The organism is Shigella dysenteriae (genome assembly GCF_022354085.1).
Taxonomy (GTDB): Bacteria; Pseudomonadota; Gammaproteobacteria; order Enterobacterales; family Enterobacteriaceae; genus Escherichia; species Escherichia coli.
Window position 1 is genome coordinate 3,815,472 of sequence record NZ_CP055055.1, and the last position, 21,064, is coordinate 3,836,535.

Below are 21,064 nucleotides of genomic sequence, written 5' to 3' on the forward strand. Positions count from 1 at the left end.
AAAAAAAGCCAAACGTTTTCGTATTTTACAAACAACCGGAAGCTGGCATCAATTTGTGATCAACCCCACACATTATCCGTCAAATTAGTCTTTTGCAGCCCCGTGGATAATTCTGGCACACTTATTGTTAGTCCCAGGTATAGCTGTGAAAACACCAATCACTTTGGCAAGTCACAGTGAAATAAACCACTTTGCCTGTCATTCCACTACCGGGACTTTATGATGAAAACTGTTAATGAGCTGATTAAGGATATCAATTCGCTGACCTCTCACCTTCACGAGAAAGATTTTTTGTTAACGTGGGAACAGACGCCAGATGAACTGAAACAAGTACTGGACGTTGCCGCAGCATTAAAAGCACTGCGTGCTGAAAACATCTCAACCAAAGTCTTTAATAGTGGATTAGGTATTTCCGTATTCCGCGACAACTCCACTCGTACCCGCTTCTCTTATGCTTCCGCGCTTAACCTGCTCGGCCTTGCACAGCAAGATCTCGATGAAGGCAAATCACAAATCGCTCACGGCGAAACCGTGCGTGAAACCGCCAATATGATCTCCTTCTGCGCCGACGCTATTGGTATTCGCGACGATATGTATCTGGGCGCAGGCAACGCCTATATGCGTGAAGTTGGCGCTGCACTTGATGACGGTTACAAGCAGGGTGTACTGCCACAGCGTCCGGCTTTAGTGAACCTGCAATGCGATATTGACCACCCGACTCAGTCAATGGCTGACCTCGCGTGGTTACGTGAACACTTTGGTTCACTGGAAAACCTGAAAGGTAAAAAAATCGCCATGACCTGGGCCTACTCTCCAAGCTATGGCAAACCGCTCTCTGTACCACAAGGCATCATCGGTCTGATGACTCGCTTCGGTATGGATGTCACCCTGGCCCATCCGGAAGGCTACGACCTGATCCCGGATGTGGTTGAAGTGGCGAAAAACAATGCTAAAGCCTCCGGTGGTAGCTTCCGTCAGGTCACCAGCATGGAAGAAGCCTTCAAAGACGCAGACATCGTTTATCCGAAGTCATGGGCACCTTACAAAGTGATGGAAGAGCGTACTGAATTGCTGCGTGCGAACGATCACGAAGGCTTAAAAGCACTGGAAAAACAGTGTCTGGCACAGAACGCGCAACACAAAGACTGGCATTGTACTGAAGAGATGATGGAACTGACCCGTGATGGCGAAGCCCTGTACATGCACTGCCTGCCAGCTGATATCAGCGGCGTATCCTGCAAAGAAGGTGAAGTGACTGAAGGCGTATTCGAAAAATACCGTATCGCTACCTACAAAGAAGCCAGCTGGAAGCCTTATATCATCGCCGCGATGATCCTGTCCCGTAAATACGCCAAACCAGGTGCACTGCTCGAGCAACTGCTGAAAGAAGCGCAAGAACGCGTGAAATAACCCCTCGGGCCGATCAGCTGGTCGGCCCTCTATTTCCAGAGGCCAAAAGGATAGGATATGTCCGTTTTCTCATTGAAGATTGATATCGCCGATAACAAATTTTTCAACGGCGAAACATCACCGCTCTTTTCGCAAAGCCAGGCCAAACTGGCGCGCCAGTTCCACCAGAAAATAGCTGGTTATCGCCCAACACCGCTTTGTGCGCTGGACGATCTCGCAAACCTTTTTGGTGTGAAGAAAATTCTCGTCAAAGACGAATCAAAACGATTCGGTCTGAACGCCTTCAAAATGCTCGGCGGTGCGTACGCTATCGCTCAATTATTGTGTGAAAAATATCATCTTGATATCGAAACGCTGTCATTTGAGCACCTGAAAAATGCCATCGGCGAAAAAATGACTTTCGCGACCACCACCGACGGCAACCACGGGCGCGGTGTGGCGTGGGCAGCGCAGCAACTCGGACAGAATGCGGTGATTTACATGCCGAAAGGTTCTGCTCAGGAACGCGTTGACGCCATTCTGAACCTCGGTGCCGAGTGCATCGTCACGGATATGAACTATGACGATACCGTTCGCCTGACCATGCAACACGCGCAGCAGCACGGCTGGGAAGTGGTACAGGACACGGCATGGGAAGGTTACACCAAAATCCCAACCTGGATCATGCAAGGCTACGCAACCCTGGCAGATGAAGCCGTCGAGCAAATGCGTGAAATGGGCGTAACCCCGACGCACGTTCTGCTGCAAGCCGGTGTCGGAGCAATGGCCGGTGGTGTGCTGGGTTATCTGGTCGACGTCTATAGCCCGAAAAATCTGCACAGCATTATTGTTGAACCTGACAAAGCTGACTGTATTTATCGCTCCGGCGTCAAAGGCGACATCGTCAACGTTGGCGGTGATATGGCCACCATCATGGCGGGCCTGGCCTGTGGCGAACCTAACCCGCTGGGCTGGGAAATCCTACGTAACTGCGCCACCCAATTCATCTCCTGCCAGGACAGAGTTGCCGCATTAGGTATGCGCGTGCTGGGTAATCCGTACGGCAACGACCCGCGCATCATCTCCGGTGAATCCGGCGCTGTCGGTTTGGGCGTTCTCGCGGCGGTTCATTATCACCCGCAACGTCAAAGCCTGATGGAAAAACTGGCGCTGAACAAAGATGCCGTAGTGCTGGTTATCAGCACTGAAGGCGACACCGACGTGAAGCACTACCGCGAAGTTGTCTGGGAAGGCAAACACGCTGTAGCACCTTAATTACCCTATTGGAACTGCTCCCTGCAAAACGGGGAGTAAAAAATCTGGAGAAAAATAATGGCTAAGAATATTCCATTCAAACTGATTCTTGAAAAAGCAAAAGATTACCAGGCGGATATGACTCGCTTCCTGCGCGACATGGTTGCTATTCCCAGTGAAAGCTGCGACGAGAAACGCGTAGTACATCGTATTAAAGAAGAGATGGAAAAAGTCGGCTTCGATAAAGTTGAAATCGACCCGATGGGTAACGTTCTCGGTTATATCGGCCACGGCCCGCGTCTGGTGGCAATGGACGCTCATATCGATACCGTCGGCATTGGCAACATCAAAAACTGGGACTTCGATCCGTACGAAGGCATGGAAACTGATGAGCTGATCGGTGGTCGCGGGACTTCCGACCAGGAAGGCGGCATGGCATCTATGGTTTATGCCGGTAAAATCATTAAAGACCTCGGTCTGGAAGATGAATATACCCTGCTGGTTACCGGTACTGTGCAGGAAGAAGACTGCGACGGTCTGTGCTGGCAGTACATTATTGAACAATCCGGCATTCGCCCGGAATTTGTGGTCAGTACCGAACCAACCGACTGCCAGGTATACCGTGGTCAGCGCGGTCGTATGGAAATTCGTATTGATGTTCAGGGTGTTAGCTGCCACGGTTCTGCGCCAGAACGCGGTGACAACGCCATTTTCAAAATGGGTCCGATTCTTGGCGAATTACAAGAACTCTCCCAACGTCTGGGTTATGACGAATTCCTCGGCAAAGGCACCCTCACCGTTTCTGAAATCTTCTTCACATCCCCAAGCCGTTGCGCTGTAGCAGATAGCTGCGCCGTCTCTATTGACCGCCGTCTGACCTGGGGCGAAACCTGGGAAGGCGCGCTGGATGAAATCCGCGCTCTGCCAGCCGTACAAAAAGCTAATGCTGTCGTTTCTATGTACAACTACGACCGTCCGTCCTGGACTGGCCTGGTTTACCCAACCGAATGCTACTTCCCGACCTGGAAAGTGGAAGAAGATCATTTCACCGTTAAAACGCTGGTGAATGCCTACGAAGGTCTGTTTGGCAAAGCTCCGGTTGTTGATAAGTGGACCTTCTCAACTAACGGCGTATCCATCATGGGCCGTCATGGCATTCCGGTCATCGGTTTTGGCCCGGGTAAAGAACCTGAAGCGCATGCACCTAACGAAAAAACCTGGAAATCTCACCTGGTGACCTGTGCCGCGATGTACGCTGCAATCCCGTTAAGCTGGCTGGCAACCGAATAATTACTCTTCACTTATTCCCCTCCGGTTCGCCGGAGGGTTTTTGGAGTTTGCTATGCGCGTATTGATCAAAAACGGCACTGTCGTTAACGCAGATGGACAAGCCAAACAGGATTTGCTGATTGAAAGCGGGATTGTTCGCCAGTTGGGCAACAATATTTCGCCGCAGCTCCCGTATGAAGAAATTGATGCCACTGGCTGTTACGTTTTCCCTGGCGGCGTGGATGTCCATACGCATTTCAATATTGATGTCGGCATCGCGCGCAGTTGTGATGATTTTTTTACCGGTACCCGCGCAGCTGCGTGTGGCGGTACAACAACCATTATTGACCATATGGGATTTGGCCCAAACGGCTGTCGGTTACGCCATCAACTGGAGGTTTATCGTGGTTATGCCGCCCATAAAGCGGTCATCGATTACAGCTTTCACGGTGTGATCCAGCACATTAATCACGCAATCCTCGACGAAATCCCGATGATGGTCGAGGAAGGACTGAGCAGTTTTAAACTCTATTTAACCTATCAATACAAACTCAACGATGACGAGGTTTTGCAGGCATTACGCCGTCTGCATGAATCCGGCGCGCTGACCACCGTGCACCCGGAAAATGATGCTGCTATCGCCAGCAAGCGGGCGGAATTTATCGCCGCAGGGTTAATCGCACCGCGCTATCATGCCTTGAGTCGCCCTCTGGAATGCGAAGCGGAAGCCATCGCCCGCATGATTAACCTGGCACAAATTGCCGGTAACGCCCCGCTCTATATCGTGCACCTGTCTAACGGCTTAGGTCTGGATTATCTGCGTCTTGCCCGTGCGAATCACCAGCCAGTCTGGGTTGAAACCTGCCCACAATATCTCCTGTTGGACGAACGCAGCTACGATACAGAAGATGGCATGAAGTTCATTCTTAGCCCACCGCTGCGTAACGTACGCGAGCAGGACAAACTGTGGTGTGGCATCAGCGATGGTGCGATTGACGTGGTGGCGACCGATCACTGCACGTTCTCAATGGCTCAACGCCTGCAAATTTCTAAAGGCGATTTCAGTCGCTGCCCAAATGGCTTACCCGGTGTGGAAAACCGCATGCAGTTACTGTTTTCCAGTGGCGTGATGACGGGACGTATAACACCGGAACGTTTTGTTGAATTAACCAGCGCGATGCCCGCCAGGCTGTTTGGCCTGTGGCCGCAAAAAGGATTATTAGCGCCCGGTTCCGATGGCGACGTGGTGATTATCGACCCACGTCAGAGCCAACAAATTCAGCATCGCCATCTCCACGACAACGCCGACTACTCGCCATGGGAGGGTTTTACCTGTCAGGGCGCGATTGTCAGAACCTTATCCCGTGGTGAAACGATTTTCTGTGACGGCACCTTTACAGGCAAAGCCGGGCGAGGTCGTTTCCTGCGACGCAAACCGTTTGTCCCTCCCGTGCTCTAACCACTGCCAGGGATCTATACACAATCAAGAATGATGAGTGAGGAAAAATGAGTAAGAAAATTGTTCTCGCCCTGGGCGGGAATGCGCTGGGCGATGACCTGGCCGGACAAATGAAAGCGGTAAAAATTACTTCTCAGGCAATTGTTGATTTAATTGCCCAGGGACATGAGGTCATCGTCACTCACGGTAACGGGCCACAGGTGGGCATGATTAACCAGGCCTTTGAAGCTGCCGCAAAAACTGAAGCACACTCGCCAATGCTGCCGATGTCTGTCTGTGTTGCCTTAAGCCAGGGTTATATTGGTTACGATCTACAAAACGCATTAAGAGAAGAACTGCTTTCTCGTGGCATTAATAAACCTGTAGCAACGCTGGTTACCCAGGTCGAAGTCGATGCTAACGACCCGGCATTCCTCAACCCGACCAAGCCGATCGGTTCGTTCTTTACCGAGCAAGAAGCAGAGCAACTGACAAAACAGGGTTACACTCTGAAAGAAGATGCTGGTCGCGGCTATCGCCGTGTTGTTGCCTCGCCAAAACCGGTTGATATCATTGAAAAAGAAACGGTTAAAGCGTTGGTAGAAGCAAGCCAGGTAGTGATTACCGTTGGCGGTGGTGGTATCCCTGTTATTCGTGAAGGTAACCACCTGCGTGGTGCCAGTGCGGTTATCGATAAAGACTGGGCCAGCGCCCGTTTAGCAGAAATGATTGATGCCGATATGCTGATCATTCTGACTGCGGTAGAAAAAGTGGCCATTAACTTCGGTAAAGAGAATGAACAGTGGCTCGATCGCCTGTCATTAAGTGATGCTGAACGCTTTATCGAAGAAGGTCATTTTGCGAAAGGTTCTATGCTGCCTAAAGTGGAAGCTGCCGCCTCGTTTGCTCGCTCTCGCGCAGGTCGTGAAGCACTGATTACCGTATTGAGCAAAGCGAAAGAAGGGATTGAAGGCAAAACCGGAACGGTGATTTGTCAGTAATTTAAAGGCCGGGTGGGTAATACCATCTGGCCAAAGATTGTCAAGTAAGTGCGCTTTGTTGATGCCGGATGCGGCGCGAGCGCCTTATCCGTCCTACAAAACATCGCAAATTCAATAGATTGCAATGCACTTGTAGGCCTGATAAGCGTAGCGCATCAGGCAATTTGGCGTTTGTCATCAGTCTCAGGCCGGGTGGGTAATACCATCCGGCCATTTTCATTTAAGCCACTTCCAGCACTTCTTTCGTCGCTTTAACGCCCTGATGCATCAACATCATTAACGCTTCAAGTACGCCGCCGCCAATCGCCCGGGCTTTATCAGAAACGCTGGTGAAATCAGCCGTTTCACCACGAGGATCGATATCACCAATTTTAAAACCACCGACCACTGCCAGTCCGTCGTTCAACAAGCCACGCACCATCCCCGTCAACGGTGCTTTAATTTCATGCTCACCAATCCAGGCAATCACATCGCCCTCTTTCACCAGATCGCCTAATTTCACGTTGGATCGCATAATGCCTGCAGCAGGAGCACGGATCACCCGTCGGGTGGTATGCCCCATAATATTGCCAGGAACACCGGTATTCTCCTGCGCACAACCAGAGTAAATCACCTGACCGAGCCAGTGCCCGCGATTTGTTTCAATTACCGCATGACAATCCTTCCCAGCAGTAAAGCCAGGCCCAAGCGCGATTGTTACTGGTGCCATATCTGCCCGCGTTCCCAAATTCTGTTTCGCCAGAATAGCGTCCACCACGCAAAGCGGTTTCAGTTCATCAAGCAATGAACAGGCGGGGTCTACCATCACAGGGATGAATCCGCGTTCGGTAAGTTTCATCGCTTCCGCAGAGCTGGTTGCCAGGCGGGCAGTGACGCCTTCGACCGTCATTTCGCCATCGAACACGGCCTGGGCAAACGCCACGGTACAACGAATCACTGTCGGTTTTTCCACTTCCAGCATGATCACTTTAAAACCCGCATGATACAGACGTAGCGCCACACCACTGGCGATATCCCCCGCACCGCGAATCACCACCAGCTGGTGTCCGGAAGGATGAGAAGGTTTCATCATCAGCCCACCCGGCGCGTTATTTTTCACCTGTAATATTTCTGCCAGCACGCTGATGGCGATCTCCTGCGGCGTTTCCGCACCTATGTTGTAACCAACGGGCGCATGTAAACGGGCAATATGTTCTTCAGCCACGCCTTTCTCACGCAATTGACGCAGGAAAAGCTGAACCTTGCGACGACTTGCCAGCAACCCCAACCATGCAATGGGCTGTTCAATGAGTTTGTCGAGGGCTTCACGATCCTGATTATTCGTGGCAATCAGGACAAAATTATCAGGGCGAATATCCAGTGCTTCCACTGCCGCACCAAACGACTCAGCATGGAGAAGCGTGGTTGATGGTGGGAATAGTTCAGGATTGAGGCTTTCGCGATAAATATCAGCAACGGCAATATCAAATCCTAATAGCGCCGCACTCTGGGCTATCGCCCGGTTGACATGCCCCGCGCCAATCAACACCAGACGTGGACGCATACCATGGACGCTGATAAATACTGACATTGCACCTCCACAATCTGACCCGACAGCATCCGCACCGTTACGAGCCATACGTCCATGGAATAATCGCGGCTTACGTTCCTGCAATGCCTGAAGCGACTCTTCAATCACCTTCCGCTCAACCATTCCGCCACCAATTGTACCGACGATAGAACCATCGGCGCGCACTAACATTTGTGCAGAATGGCGGGGAGTCGAGCCTCGGCTATCAACAATTTGCGCCATCGCAAACGGACAATTTTGCTCTTCGAGTTTTGCAGCCTCTGTGAAAATATTCATACCAACCTCAATGGATATCCTTTCAGTAACCCGGAATACCCGGGCCGCTAATTCACAAATCTGCGCGCGATTGCAGGATGTTCTTGTATATCGCCCAGCCAGATTGCCTCTACGTCATGTTGTTGCAGCGGTTGAAGGAGCTCGCTTTGTGCAATCGCATTCTCACATTGAGAAAAACGGTTAATGAACCAGACTCGCCGACAACCTTGCGGTACGTTTTTAAACGCCCCCTGAGGGTGGCGAACCAGCGCAACGAGATCGCTCAGTTGCAAGGTTGCATCAGGTGTTAACCCGGTAATATCAGCAAACTGCGACCAGCGATGGACATTTTCTGTGCTCACTTTCGCGCCCAAAGTATGTCCTCCCATCACAGCAATCACGCAGCAACTGCTTTTGGGTATGCAAGGTTCGTGCTCATCAGGCGCTTTTAACGGCATTCCACGCGAGCCATCTGCTTCAATGAGAATTACGTCACACTCTGGTCGTTGCACCAGTGCATCAATCGCTTCTGGCGTAAATCCCTGCACTTTTCCCTGGTTCGCTTTCCAGCTGTGAAAACAAAATGAAATGGGGGATGTAAGAGACGCATGAGGAAGCATGGCGGGATCACGACAGAAAACCACGGGCCAGTGTGACTTTGGCATAAACATATGTGTCGTCGTAGTGATTAACACACGCCTGCCGCGAGTCTGGAGCAGTTCTGCCAGCCAAAAAAGCAAGCTGGTTTTCCCCCCAGCACCAACAACAGAAATCACAGTGGGACGTTTCTGTGCACCTAAATCAATGAATAATGCCGATGGGTCAACTATACTTTTCACGAGTCTTTATGACCTCTCTGGGATAAATTACCCCCAACTTAATCCATCAGGAAGTAACGCAATTATCAGGCGTTATTAGCCCCTATAAATAATGGAACCACTATGTCAGCCATCGACTGTATAATTACCGCTGCCGGATTATCATCAAGAATGGGGCAATGGAAAATGATGTTACCCTGGCAACAGGGAACAATTCTTGATACAAGTATCAAAAATGCGTTGCAGTTTTGTAGCCGAATTATTTTAGTCACCGGCTATCGTGGTAATGAACTGCACGAACGTTATGCGAACCAGAGTAATATCACTATTATTCACAACCCAGATTATGCCCAGGGTTTACTAACATCAGTCAAGGCCGCAGTACCCGCAGTGCAAACAGAACATTGTTTTCTCACCCACGGTGACATGCCAACCCTCACCATTGATATTTTTAGAAAAATCTGGTCGTTACGAAATGATGGCGCAATACTGCCACTCCATAATGGCATCCCCGGCCATCCGATTTTAGTGTCAAAACCATGCTTGATGCAGGCATTCCAGCGACCCAATGTCACCAATATGCGTCAGGCACTCCTTATGGGAGATCATTATTCCGTCGAAATAGAAAATGCAGAAATAATTTTAGATATTGATACTCCGGACGACTTTATTACAGCGAAGAAAAGGTATACTGAAATTTAGAAAACGTAGTTAAACGATTGCGTTCAAATATTTAACCCCTCCAGCACTCTTTATCATAATGATAAGGAATCACTGATTTTGAGAAAAGAGAAAAAGTGATAAATGGGCTGGCAATAATAATTTTCAGGAGTGATTTTAATTCTCATTTGGCACCTGTGAGTTCATTCACAAAAAGCCCTTAAGTTTCGAGCCGCCTCACATTTTTTTATATTTCCCGCCAAACCTGGCAAGAGTGGTGCGATTGTTGCTCTATCCCCCTAAACCACCGGATTTCTCAACACCGGTCACTCAATGATATCTGTATAAGCTAAGGAGAGGGTTATGGGGGATATTATGCGTCCCATTCCGTTTGAGGAACTTTTGACGCGCATATTTGATGAATACCAACAACAACGCTCAATCTTTGGTATTCCCGAGCAACAGTTTTACTCACCCGTAAAAGGTAAAACTGTTAGCGTCTTCGGTGAAACCTGTGCCACTCCCGTCGGCCCTGCCGCTGGCCCGCACACGCAGCTCGCGCAAAATATTGTCACTTCCTGGCTGACTGGCGGACGCTTCATCGAACTAAAAACCGTCCAAATTCTTGACCGCCTGGAGCTGGAAAAGCCTTGTATCGATGCCGAAGACGAGTGCTTTAACACCGAATGGTCTACCGAATTTACCCTGCTTAAAGCCTGGGATGAATACCTCAAAGCCTGGTTTGCCCTGCACCTTCTCGAAGCGATGTTCCAGCCTTCTGATTCCGGTAAATCGTTCATCTTTAATATGAGCGTCGGTTATAACCTCGAAGGTATTAAGCAACCGCCGATGCAACAGTTCATCGACAATATGATGGATGCATCTGACCATCCGAAATTCGCGCAATATCGCGATACGCTGAATAAATTACTCCAGGATGACGCATTTTTATCCCGCCACGGATTGCAGGAAAAACGCGAAAGCTTGCAAGCTTTACCCGCTCGCATCCCTACCAGTATGGTGCAGGGCGTCACCCTCTCCACCATGCACGGCTGTCCTCCGCATGAAATCGAAGCCATTTGCCGCTACATGCTGGAAGAAAAAGGGCTCAACACCTTTGTCAAACTTAACCCGACCTTGCTCGGGTACGCGCGTGTTCGTGAGATCCTCGATGTTTGCGGTTTCGGTTACATAGGCTTAAAAGAAGAGTCATTTGATCACGACCTCAAGCTGACGCAAGCACTGGAAATGCTGGAACGCCTGATGGCACTGGCAAAAGAAAAATCACTCGGCTTTGGCGTAAAACTGACTAACACTCTCGGCACCATCAACAATAAAGGCGCACTGCCCGGTGAAGAGATGTATATGTCAGGCCGTGCGCTGTTCCCGCTCTCCATCAATGTTGCAGCAGTTCTCTCTCGCGCCTTTGACGGCAAACTGCCCATTTCTTATTCCGGTGGTGCCAGTCAGCTGACTATCCGCGATATTTTTGATACTGGTATTCGCCCTATTACGATGGCAACCGACCTGCTGAAACCTGGTGGCTATCTGCGCTTAAGTGCCTGCATGCGCGAGCTGGAAGGCTCCGATGCCTGGGGACTTGACCATGTTGACGTCGAACGACTGAACAGACTGGCAGCAGACGCGTTAACCATGGAATACACCCAGAAACACTGGAAGCCAGAAGAGCGTATTGAAGTGGCAGAAGACCTGCCGCTGACCGACTGCTACGTTGCCCCCTGTGTTACTGCCTGCGCTATCAAGCAAGATATTCCGGAATACATCCGTCTGCTTGGCGAACACCGCTATGCCGACGCGCTGGAACTCATCTACCAACGCAACGCCCTACCTGCCATTACCGGTCATATTTGCGATCACCAGTGCCAATACAACTGTACCCGCCTGGATTACGACAGTGCGCTGAATATCCGCGAACTGAAAAAAGTCGCGCTGGAAAAAGGTTGGGATGAATATAAGCAACGTTGGCACAAACCAGCCGGTTCTGGTTCACGCCATCCGGTTGCCGTGATTGGTGCAGGTCCGGCGGGTCTGGCAGCAGGTTACTTCCTTGCCAGAGCGGGCCATCCGGTTACGCTGTTTGAACGCGAAGCCAATGCAGGCGGCGTGGTGAAAAATATCATCCCTCAGTTCCGTATTCCTGCAGAGTTAATTCAGCACGATATCGATTTTGTTGCCGATCACGGCGTGAAATTTGAGTATGGCTGCTCACCCGATTTAACCGTTGAACAGTTAAAAAATCAGGGCTTCCACTATGTTCTGATTGCCACCGGCACTGATAAAAATAGCGGTGTGAAACTGGCGGGCGACAACCAAAATGTCTGGAAATCACTCCCCTTCCTGCGTGAATACAACAAGGGTACAGCGCTCAAGCTGGGCAAACATGTGGTCGTTGTCGGGGCGGGTAACACCGCAATGGACTGCGCTCGTGCGGCGTTACGCGTTCCAGGCGTAGAAAAAGCAACGATCGTTTACCGTCGTTCACTGCAAGAGATGCCCGCATGGCGCGAAGAGTATGAAGAAGCGTTGCACGACGGCGTGGAGTTCCGTTTCCTGAACAATCCGGAACGTTTCGATGCTGATGGCACCTTAACCTTGCGCGTTATGTCGCTTGGCGAACCGGATGAGAAAGGTCGTCGTCGTCCGGTTGAAACCAACGAAACAGTAACACTGTTTGTAGACAGCCTGATCACCGCCATTGGTGAACAGCAGGATACTGAAGCCCTGAATGCGATGGGCGTGCCGCTGGACAAAAACGGCTGGCCAGACGTCGACCATAATGGCGAAACTCGTCTGACTGACGTCTTTATGATCGGCGACGTACAGCGCGGACCATCCTCCATTGTCGCTGCTGTCGGAACCGCGCGTCGGGCGACCGATGCCATCCTTAGTCGGGAAAATATCCGTTCCCACCAGAACGATAAATACTGGAACAACGTCAATCCGGCGGAAATCTATCAACGTAAAGGCGATATCTCTATCACGCTGGTGAACAGTGACGATCGTGACGCGTTTGTCGCCCAGGAAGCCGCTCGCTGCCTCGAATGTAACTACGTTTGCAGCAAGTGTGTGGATGTCTGCCCGAACCGCGCCAACGTCTCCATTGCGGTCCCAGGCTTCCAGAACCGTTTCCAGACGCTGCACCTCGACGCTTACTGTAACGAATGCGGCAACTGCGCTCAGTTCTGTCCGTGGAACGGTAAACCGTACAAAGACAAAATCACCGTCTTCAGCCTGGCGCAAGACTTTGATAACAGCAGCAACCCAGGCTTCCTTGTGGAAGATTGCCGGGTACGAGTACGTCTGAATAACCAAAGCTGGGTGTTAAACATCGACAGCAAAGGTCAGTTTAACAACGTACCACCGGAGCTGAACGATATGTGCCGCATCATCAGCCATGTCCACCAGCATCATCATTATCTGCTGGGCCGCGTGGAGGTGTAATCATGTTGATTCTGAAGAATGTCACCGCAGTGCAGTTACACCCGGCGAAAGTGCAGGAAGGCGTTGATATCGCTATCGAAAATGATGTGATTGTCGCTATCGGAGATGCCCTGACGCAACGCTACCCCGATGCCAGCTACAAAGAGATGCATGGTCGGATTGTGATGCCGGGAATTGTCTGCTCGCACAACCATTTTTACTCGGGGCTTTCCCGCGGAATTATGGCAAACATCGCCCCCTGCCCGGATTTCATCTCAACGCTGAAAAATCTCTGGTGGCGGCTCGATCGCGCCCTTGATGAAGAGTCGCTCTATTACAGCGGACTGATTTGTTCCCTGGAAGCGATTAAGAGCGGATGTACATCGGTTATCGATCACCATGCCTCTCCGGCGTATATCGGCGGGTCGCTCTCCACATTGCGCGACGCATTTTTAAAAGTTGGCCTGCGCGCGATGACCTGTTTTGAAACTACTGACCGTAACAACGGCATCAAAGAGTTGCAGGAAGGTGTAGAAGAAAACATCCGCTTTGCCCGTCAGATTGATGAGGCGAAGAAAGCAGCAACCGAGCCGTATCTGGTGGAAGCACATATCGGTGCTCACGCGCCGTTTACCGTGCCAGATGCCGGTCTGGAGATGCTGCGTGAAGCCGTGAAAGCCACAGGCCGTGGTTTGCATATTCACGCTGCGGAAGACCTTTACGACGTTTCCTACAGTCACCACTGGTACGGCAAAGACCTGCTGGCACGACTGACGCAATTCGATCTCATCGACAGCAAAACGCTGGTCGCTCATGGGCTGTACTTGTCGAAAGATGACATCACCCTACTCAATCAGCGCGATGCGTTCCTGGTGCATAACGCCCGTTCAAACATGAACAACCATGTCGGCTACAACCATCACCTTAGCGACATCCGCAATCTGGCGTTGGGAACGGACGGCATTGGTTCGGACATGTTTGAAGAGATGAAATTTGCCTTCTTTAAACATCGCGATGCGGGTGGTCCGCTGTGGCCTGACAGTTTTGCCAAAGCCCTGACTAACGGTAACGAACTGATGAGCCGCAACTTTGGCGCGAAATTTGGGCTTCTGGAAGCCGGTTACAAAGCTGATTTAACCATTTGCGATTACAACCCGCCGACGCCGCTGCTGGCAGACAATATCGCCGGGCATATCGCTTTCGGTATGGGCTCAGGCAGCGTTCACAGCGTGATGGTCAATGGTGTGATGGTCTATGAAGACCGTCAGTTTAACTTCGATTGCGATTCCATTTATGCACAAGCCAGAAAAGCCGCTGCCAGTATGTGGCGTCGGATGGATGCGCTGGCATAAATGACAGATGCCCTCTTCCCGCAGGGAAGAGGGTTAAATAAGGAAAGAAGATGATTGAACAATTTTTCAGGCCCGACTCTGTCGAACAGGCGCTGGAACTGAAGCGCCGCTACCAGGATGAAGCCGTCTGGTTCGCCGGGGGCAGCAAACTCAATGCTACACCAACCCGTACCGATAAAAAGATTGCCATCTCCTTACAGGATCTGGAACTGGACTGGGTTGACTGGGATAACGGTGCACTGCGGATTGGCGCAATGTCTCGCTTGCAGCCACTGCGTGATGCGCGATTTATTCCTGCAGCGCTGCGTGAAGCCCTCGGTTTTGTTTACTCACGCCATGTTCGTAATCAGTCGACCATTGGTGGTGAAATCGCCGCCCGGCAGGAAGAGTCGGTGCTGCTTCCCGTCCTGCTGGCAGTGGATGCTGAACTGGTTTTTGGCAACGGCGAAACGCTGTCAATCGAGGACTACCTGGCCTGCCCATGCGATCGCCTGCTAACCGAAATTATCATTAAAGATCCGTATCGCACCTGTGCGACCCGCAAAATTAGCCGTTCTCAGGCAGGTTTAACCGTCGTGACGGCAGCCGTTGCAATGACAGACCACGACGGTATGCGAATTGCGCTGGATGGCGTCGCCAGTAAAGCACTGCGTCTGCACGATATCGAAAAACAAAATCTGGAAGGCAATGCACTTGAACAGGCTGTCGCCAACGCCATTTTCCCGCAGGAAGATTTGCGGGGCAGCGTGGCCTATAAACGCTATATCACGGGAGTTCTGGTAGCCGACCTGTATGCCGACTGCCAACAGGCTGGGGAGGAAGCCGTATGATCATCCACTTTACTTTAAATGGCGCGCCTCAGGAGCTAACCGTTAATCCAGGCGAAAACGTGCAAAAGCTGTTGTTTAACATGGGAATGCACTCTGTACGCAACAGTGATGATGGCTTCGGGTTTGCCGGTTCTGACGCAATAATCTTTAACGGTAATATCGTTAACGCGTCCTTGCTTATTGCCGCACAGTTAGAGAAGGCAGATATTCGTACCGCAGAATCTCTGGGCAAATGGAACGAGTTAAGTCTGGTTCAACAGGCAATGGTTGATGTTGGCGTGGTGCAGTCTGGTTATAACGATCCAGCTGCGGCTCTGATTATCACCGATCTTCTCGATCGCATCGCCGCACCTACCCGCGAAGAGATCGACGACGCGCTCTCAGGTCTGTTTAGCCGCGATGCTGGCTGGCAGCAATACTATCAGGTCATTGAACTGGCGGTTGCACGTAAAAATAATCCGCAGGCCACCATTGATATCGCTCCGACTTTCCGTGACGACCTTGAAGTCATTGGTAAGCATTATCCTAAAACTGATGCCGCAAAAATGGTGCAGGCGAAGCCCTGCTATGTTGAAGACCGCGTAACGGCTGACGCCTGCGTCATTAAAATGTTACGTAGCCCACACGCTCACGCACTGATTACTCATCTGGATGTCAGCAAAGCTGAAGCCTTACCGGGCGTCGTTCACGTTATTACTCATCTGAATTGCCCGGATATCTACTATACCCCGGGGGGGCAGAGCGCACCGGAACCGTCACCGCTTGACCGCCGTATGTTCGGCAAGAAAATGCGTCACGTCGGCGATCGTGTTGCTGCGGTGGTCGCAGAAAGTGAAGAAATTGCGCTCGAAGCACTGAAGCTTATCGACGTTGAATATGAAGTGCTTAAGCCGGTAATGTCGATCGACGAAGCAATGGCGGAAGATGCGCCTGTCGTGCACGATGAACCGGTGGTGTATGTTGCTGGTGCGCCAGATACTCTGGAAGACGATAACAGCCATGCAGCCCAGCGCGGCGAGCATATGATCATTAACTTCCCGATCGGTTCTCGCCCCCGCAAAAATATCGCCGCCAGTATTCATGGTCATATTGGCGATATGGACAAAGGCTTTGCCGATGCCGATGTGATCATTGAGCGAACCTATAACTCAACGCAAGCGCAGCAGTGCCCGACTGAAACACATATCTGCTTTACTCGTATGGACGGCGATCGTCTGGTTATCCACGCCTCCACCCAGGTACCATGGCACTTACGCCGCCAGGTCGCGCGCCTCGTGGGCATGAAACAGCATAAAGTTCATGTCATTAAAGAACGAGTTGGCGGCGGTTTTGGTTCCAAACAGGACATCCTGCTGGAAGAAGTGTGCGCCTGGGCAACCTGCGTGACCGGGCGTCCGGTCCTGTTCCGCTACACCCGTGAAGAAGAGTTTATTGCTAACACCTCTCGTCACGTCGCGAAAGTCACCGTCAAACTGGGAGCGAAAAAAGATGGTCGCCTGACGGCAGTGAAGATGGATTTCCGCGCCAACACTGGCCCTTACGGCAACCACTCACTCACCGTACCATGTAACGGACCGGCGCTGTCGCTGCCGTTATATCCGTGCGATAACGTCGATTTCCAGGTCACCACCTACTACAGCAACATTTGCCCAAATGGTGCTTATCAGGGTTATGGCGCACCGAAAGGTAACTTCGCTATCACCATGGCATTAGCGGAACTGGCTGAACAGTTACAGATCGACCAACTGGAAATTATCGAACGTAACCGGGTACACGAAGGGCAAGAGCTGAAAATTCTCGGTGCAATCGGTGAAGGTAAAGCGCCGACCTCCGTTCCTTCCGCCGCCAGCTGCGCACTGGAAGAGATCCTGCGTCAGGGTCGCGAGATGATCCAATGGTCTTCACCGAAACCACAAAATGGTGACTGGCACATCGGTCGCGGCGTCGCCATTATCATGCAGAAATCGGGTATCCCGGATATCGATCAGGCTAACTGCATGATCAAACTGGAATCGGACGGCACCTTTATCGTTCATTCTGGCGGTGCGGATATTGGTACTGGTCTGGATACTGTAGTGACGAAACTGGCAGCAGAAGTGCTGCACTGCCCACCGCAGGACGTGCATGTTATCTCCGGTGATACTGATCATGCGTTGTTTGATAAAGGCGCATATGCCTCGTCCGGTACTTGCTTCTCGGGTAACGCGGCGCGTTTGGCAGCGGAAAATCTGCGGGAGAAAATTCTGTTCCACGGCGCGCAAATGTTGGGTGAGCCAGTGGCAGATGTTCAACTAGCAACGCCGGGCGTCGTGCGCGGCAAGAAAGGCGAAGTTAGTTTCGGGGATATTGCCCATAAAGGCGAAACCGGCACCGGCTTTGGTTCACTGGTGGGAACTGGCAGTTATATCACGCCTGATTTCGCTTTCCCGTATGGCGCAAACTTCGCTGAAGTTGCCGTCAACACGCGTACGGGTGAAATCCGCCTGGATAAATTCTACGCCTTGCTGGACTGCGGTACACCGGTCAATCCAGAGTTAGCTTTGGGACAAATCTACGGTGCCACCCTGCGTGCTATCGGCCACAGTATGAGCGAAGAGATCATTTATGACGCCGAAGGTCACCCGTTAACGCGTGATTTACGCAGTTACGGCGCACCGAAAATTGGTGACATTCCGCGTGATTTCCGCGCTGTGTTGGTGCCGAGCGACGATAAAGTCGGCCCGTTCGGGGCGAAATCGATCTCGGAAATTGGTGTAAATGGCGCAGCTCCGGCGATTGCTACCGCAATTCACGATGCCTGCGGCATCTGGTTACGCGAATGGCATTTCACACCGGAGAAAATACTCACCGCGCTGGAAAAAATATAAGTAATAAATGGCCGCTTCGGCGGCCTGTTTCTCTGTTTGAACGATGACTAAATAGTGACTGCGAAAATGAGATAAGCCGTTCTCAAGGCGTCCTGCGCCCCAAATTCGTGGGAATTTATTTTACTAATTCAGATGATCAAATTTACTTTAAAAGGAGTGAAGGGATGTCTGATATAAACCATGCAGGTTCTGACCTTATATTTGAACTGGAGGATCGCCCTCCCTTTCATCAGGCTCTCGTTGGTGCCATTACCCATCTGTTGGCAATTTTCGTTCCGATGGTAACCCCCGCGTTAATCGTGGGTGCGGCCTTACAGCTTTCCGCTGAAACAACTGCCTATCTTGTTTCTATGGCGATGATCGCCTCTGGTATTGGTACCTGGTTACAAGTAAACCGCTACGGCATCGTCGGTTCTGGCCTACTCTCAATTCAGTCAGTCAATTTTTCATTTGTTACGGTCATGATTGCGCTGGGCAGCAGCATGAAAAGCGACGGTTTTCACGAAGAGTTAATCATGTCGTCGCTGCTTGGCGTCTCCTTCGTTGGCGCATTTCTGGTTGTCGGCTCTTCTTTTATCCTGCCCTATTTACGTCGGGTTATTACGCCTACCGTCAGCGGTATTGTGGTACTGATGATCGGCTTAAGCCTGATTAAAGTCGGCATTATCGATTTTGGTGGAGGATTTGCAGCCAAAAGCAGCGGTACGTTCGGCAATTACGAACATCTCGGCGTTGGTTTATTGGTTTTGATTGTGGTGATCGGCTTTAACTGCTGTCGCAGTCCGTTGCTACGCATGGGAGGGATCGCCATTGGGCTATGTGTCGGCTATATCGCATCGTTATGCCTGGGCATGGTGGATTTCAGCAGTATGCGCAATCTGCCGTTAATCACCATCCCGCATCCGTTCAAATACGGCTTTAGTTTTAGCTTCCATCAGTTCCTGGTGGTTGGCACGATTTATCTGCTTAGCGTGCTGGAAGCAGTCGGCGATATCACCGCCACGGCAATGGTTTCCCGCCGCCCCATTCAGGGGGAAGAGTATCAGTCCCGACTGAAAGGCGGCGTGCTGGCAGATGGTCTGGTTTCTGTTATCGCCTCCGCTGTTGGTTCATTACCATTAACCACGTTTGCGCAAAATAATGGGGTTATTCAGATGACTGGCGTCGCTTCACGTTATGTCGGGCGAACCATCGCGGTAATGCTGGTTATCCTCGGCTTATTTCCGATGATTGGCGGCTTCTTCACGACCATTCCCTCGGCAGTTCTGGGAGGCGCAATGACGTTGATGTTTTCCATGATTGCCATCGCTGGGATTCGCATCATCATCACCAACGGATTAAAGCGGCGTGAAACACTTATTGTCGCCACTTCTTTAGGTTTAGGGCTTGGCGTCTCCTACGATCCCGAAATTTTTAAAATATTGCCAGCCTCTATTTATGTATTAGTTGAAAACCCTATTTGTGCTGGCGGGTTAACTGCGATTTTATTAAATATTATCCTCCCTGGTGGCTACCGACAGGAAAACGTTCTGCCTGGTATTACCTCAGCGGAAGAGATGGATTAACAGTAAAGGAGTCAATGATGTCAGGAGAACACACGTTAAAAGCGGTACGAGGCAGTTTTATTGATGTCACCCGTACGGTCGATAACCCGGAAGAGATTGCCTCTGCGCTGCGGTTTATTGAGGATGGTTTATTACTCATTAAACAGGGAAAAGTGGAATGGTTTGGCGAATGGGAAAACGGAAAGCATCAAATTCCTGACACCATTCGCGTGCGCGACTATCGCGGCAAACTGATAGTACCGGGCTTTGTCGATACACATATCCATTATCCGCAAAGTGAAATGGTGGGGGCCTATGGTGAGCAATTGCTGGAGTGGTTGAATAAACACACCTTCCCTACTGAACGTCGTTATGAGGATTTAGAGTACGCCCGCGAAATGTCGGCGTTCTTCATCAAGCAGCTTTTACGTAACGGAACCACCACGGCGCTGGTGTTTGGCACTGTTCATCCGCAATCTGTTGATGCGCTGTTTGAAGCCGCCAGTCATATCAATATGCGTATGATTGCCGGTAAGGTGATGATGGACCGTAACGCACCGGATTATCTGCTCGACACTGCCGAAAGCAGCTATCACCAAAGCAAAGAACTGATTGAACGCTGGCACAAAAATGGTCGTCTGCTATATGCGATTACACCACGCTTCGCCCCTACTTCTTCTCCTGAACAGATGGCGATGGCGCAACGCCTGAAAGAGGAATATCCGGATACGTGGGTACATACCCATCTCTGTGAAAACAAAGATGAAATTGCCTGGGTGAAATCGCTTTATCCTGACCATGATGGTTATCTGGATGTTTACCATCAGTACGGCCTGACCGGTAAAAACTGTGTCTTTGCTCACTGCGTCCATCTCGAAGAAAAAGAGTGGGATCGTCTCAGCGAAACCAAATCCAGCATTGCTTTCTGTCCGACCTCCAACCTTTACCTCGGCAGCGGCTTATTCAACTTGAAAAAAGCATGGCAGAAGAAAGTCAAAGTGGGCATGGGAACGGATATCGGTGCCGGAACAACTTTCAACATGCTGCAAACGCTGAACGAAGCCTACAAAGTGTTGCAATTACAAGGCTATCGCCTCTCGGCATATGAAGCGTTTTACCTGGCCACGCTCGGCGGAGCGAAATCTCTGGGCCTTGACGATTTGATTGGCAACTTTTTACCTGGCAAAGAGGCTGATTTCGTGGTGATGGAACCCACCGCCACTCCGCTACAGCAGCTGCGCTATGACAACTCTGTTTCTTTAGTCGACAAATTGTTCGTGATGATGACGTTGGGCGATGACCGTTCGATCTACCGCACCTACGTTGATGGTCGTCTGGTGTACGAACGCAACTAATAATAAAACTTTTACATCCTC

The 21,064-nt window shown here is 50.9% G+C and carries 14 protein-coding genes; 12 read left to right on the forward strand and 2 right to left on the reverse strand.

Features of this window, described 5'->3' with window-relative positions; translation table 11 throughout:
• Positions 1 to 222: 222 nt before the first annotated feature.
• Genes ygeW through arcC form a run of 5 tightly spaced genes read left to right on the forward strand, consistent with a single transcriptional unit; the run spans position 223 to position 6,351 of the window.
• Entirely contained in the window at positions 223 to 1,410 is a 1,188-nt protein-coding gene (gene ygeW / locus HUZ68_RS18250; protein ID WP_000859787.1) for a knotted carbamoyltransferase YgeW, read from the forward strand.
• A gap of 57 nt (positions 1,411 to 1,467) precedes the next feature.
• Positions 1,468 to 2,664, forward strand: coding sequence for a diaminopropionate ammonia-lyase (gene dpaL, locus HUZ68_RS18255; RefSeq protein ID WP_112925187.1), 1,197 nt, complete (start codon positions 1,468 to 1,470; stop codon positions 2,662 to 2,664).
• A 57-nt stretch (positions 2,665 to 2,721) separates the two neighbouring features.
• Positions 2,722 to 3,933, forward strand: a complete 1,212-nt coding sequence (locus HUZ68_RS18260) for a YgeY family selenium metabolism-linked hydrolase (RefSeq protein ID WP_033814765.1) — start codon at positions 2,722 to 2,724, stop codon at positions 3,931 to 3,933.
• Positions 3,934 to 3,985: 52 nt separating this feature from the next.
• Complete coding sequence (gene hyuA / locus HUZ68_RS18265; RefSeq protein ID WP_033814764.1) at positions 3,986 to 5,371, forward strand: D-phenylhydantoinase; 1,386 nt, start codon at positions 3,986 to 3,988, stop codon at positions 5,369 to 5,371.
• Positions 5,372 to 5,418: 47 nt separating this feature from the next.
• The gene (gene arcC, locus HUZ68_RS18270; protein WP_033814763.1) at positions 5,419 to 6,351 is read left to right on the forward strand and encodes a carbamate kinase; all 933 of its coding nucleotides are present in this window, start codon (positions 5,419 to 5,421) and stop codon (positions 6,349 to 6,351) included.
• 220 nt (positions 6,352 to 6,571) lie between these two features.
• Here the strand turns inward: arcC and yqeB are convergent, their stop codons facing one another.
• Entirely contained in the window at positions 6,572 to 8,197 is a 1,626-nt protein-coding gene (gene yqeB / locus HUZ68_RS18275; RefSeq protein ID WP_001020381.1) for a selenium-dependent molybdenum cofactor biosynthesis protein YqeB, read from the reverse strand.
• 47 nt (positions 8,198 to 8,244) lie between these two features.
• The gene (gene yqeC / locus HUZ68_RS18280; RefSeq protein ID WP_001307989.1) at positions 8,245 to 9,015 is read right to left on the reverse strand and encodes a selenium cofactor biosynthesis protein YqeC; all 771 of its coding nucleotides are present in this window, start codon (positions 9,013 to 9,015) and stop codon (positions 8,245 to 8,247) included.
• Positions 9,016 to 9,117: 102 nt separating this feature from the next.
• Here yqeC and mocA point away from each other — a divergent pair, with 102 nt between their 5' ends.
• From mocA to guaD, 7 genes are all read left to right on the forward strand, one after another.
• Positions 9,118 to 9,696: a molybdenum cofactor cytidylyltransferase gene (gene mocA, locus HUZ68_RS18285; RefSeq protein WP_001272850.1), complete on the forward strand. Its 579-nt coding sequence runs from the start codon at positions 9,118 to 9,120 to the stop codon at positions 9,694 to 9,696.
• 321 nt (positions 9,697 to 10,017) lie between these two features.
• A complete protein-coding gene (gene ygfK / locus HUZ68_RS18290) occupies positions 10,018 to 13,116 on the forward strand; it encodes a putative selenate reductase subunit YgfK (RefSeq protein WP_033814762.1) in 3,099 nt (1,032 codons plus the stop codon).
• A gap of 2 nt (positions 13,117 to 13,118) precedes the next feature.
• Positions 13,119 to 14,447, forward strand: a complete 1,329-nt coding sequence (ssnA, locus tag HUZ68_RS18295) for a putative aminohydrolase SsnA (RefSeq protein WP_239593953.1) — start codon at positions 13,119 to 13,121, stop codon at positions 14,445 to 14,447.
• Positions 14,448 to 14,497: 50 nt separating this feature from the next.
• Positions 14,498 to 15,277, forward strand: coding sequence for a molybdopterin-dependent oxidoreductase FAD-binding subunit (gene ygfM, locus HUZ68_RS18300; protein ID WP_033814760.1), 780 nt, complete (start codon positions 14,498 to 14,500; stop codon positions 15,275 to 15,277).
• Positions 15,274 to 18,144 (forward strand): molybdopterin-dependent oxidoreductase Mo/Fe-S-binding subunit, encoded by a 2,871-nt coding sequence (locus HUZ68_RS18305; protein WP_000583615.1) that lies wholly within the window; start codon positions 15,274 to 15,276, stop codon positions 18,142 to 18,144. Before ygfM ends, HUZ68_RS18305 begins: the two co-directional genes overlap by 4 nt.
• Before the next feature lie 164 nt (positions 18,145 to 18,308).
• The gene (gene xanQ / locus HUZ68_RS18310; protein WP_001280192.1) at positions 18,309 to 19,709 is read left to right on the forward strand and encodes a xanthine/proton symporter XanQ; all 1,401 of its coding nucleotides are present in this window, start codon (positions 18,309 to 18,311) and stop codon (positions 19,707 to 19,709) included.
• Positions 19,710 to 19,726: 17 nt separating this feature from the next.
• The gene (gene guaD / locus HUZ68_RS18315) at positions 19,727 to 21,043 is read left to right on the forward strand and encodes a guanine deaminase (protein ID WP_001299798.1); all 1,317 of its coding nucleotides are present in this window, start codon (positions 19,727 to 19,729) and stop codon (positions 21,041 to 21,043) included.
• Positions 21,044 to 21,064: the final 21 nt, after the last annotated feature.

What these genes read in the sequence shown, in the direction of transcription:
- ygfM (WP_033814760.1), top strand. Translation starts at nt 14,498, where the DNA reads ATGATTGAACAATTTTTCAGGCCCGACTCTGTCGAACAGGCGCTGGAA.
- ygeW (WP_000859787.1), top strand. Translation starts at nt 223, where the DNA reads ATGAAAACTGTTAATGAGCTGATTAAGGATATCAATTCGCTGACCTCT.
- ssnA (WP_239593953.1), top strand. Translation starts at nt 13,119, where the DNA reads ATGTTGATTCTGAAGAATGTCACCGCAGTGCAGTTACACCCGGCGAAA.
- guaD (WP_001299798.1), top strand. Translation starts at nt 19,727, where the DNA reads ATGTCAGGAGAACACACGTTAAAAGCGGTACGAGGCAGTTTTATTGAT.
- arcC (WP_033814763.1), top strand. Translation starts at nt 5,419, where the DNA reads ATGAGTAAGAAAATTGTTCTCGCCCTGGGCGGGAATGCGCTGGGCGAT.
- xanQ (WP_001280192.1), top strand. Translation starts at nt 18,309, where the DNA reads ATGTCTGATATAAACCATGCAGGTTCTGACCTTATATTTGAACTGGAG.
- mocA (WP_001272850.1), top strand. Translation starts at nt 9,118, where the DNA reads ATGTCAGCCATCGACTGTATAATTACCGCTGCCGGATTATCATCAAGA.
- yqeB (WP_001020381.1), bottom strand. Translation starts at nt 8,197, where the DNA reads ATGAATATTTTCACAGAGGCTGCAAAACTCGAAGAGCAAAATTGTCCG.
- HUZ68_RS18305 (WP_000583615.1), top strand. Translation starts at nt 15,274, where the DNA reads ATGATCATCCACTTTACTTTAAATGGCGCGCCTCAGGAGCTAACCGTT.
- ygfK (WP_033814762.1), top strand. Translation starts at nt 10,018, where the DNA reads ATGGGGGATATTATGCGTCCCATTCCGTTTGAGGAACTTTTGACGCGC.
- dpaL (WP_112925187.1), top strand. Translation starts at nt 1,468, where the DNA reads ATGTCCGTTTTCTCATTGAAGATTGATATCGCCGATAACAAATTTTTC.
- HUZ68_RS18260 (WP_033814765.1), top strand. Translation starts at nt 2,722, where the DNA reads ATGGCTAAGAATATTCCATTCAAACTGATTCTTGAAAAAGCAAAAGAT.
- hyuA (WP_033814764.1), top strand. Translation starts at nt 3,986, where the DNA reads ATGCGCGTATTGATCAAAAACGGCACTGTCGTTAACGCAGATGGACAA.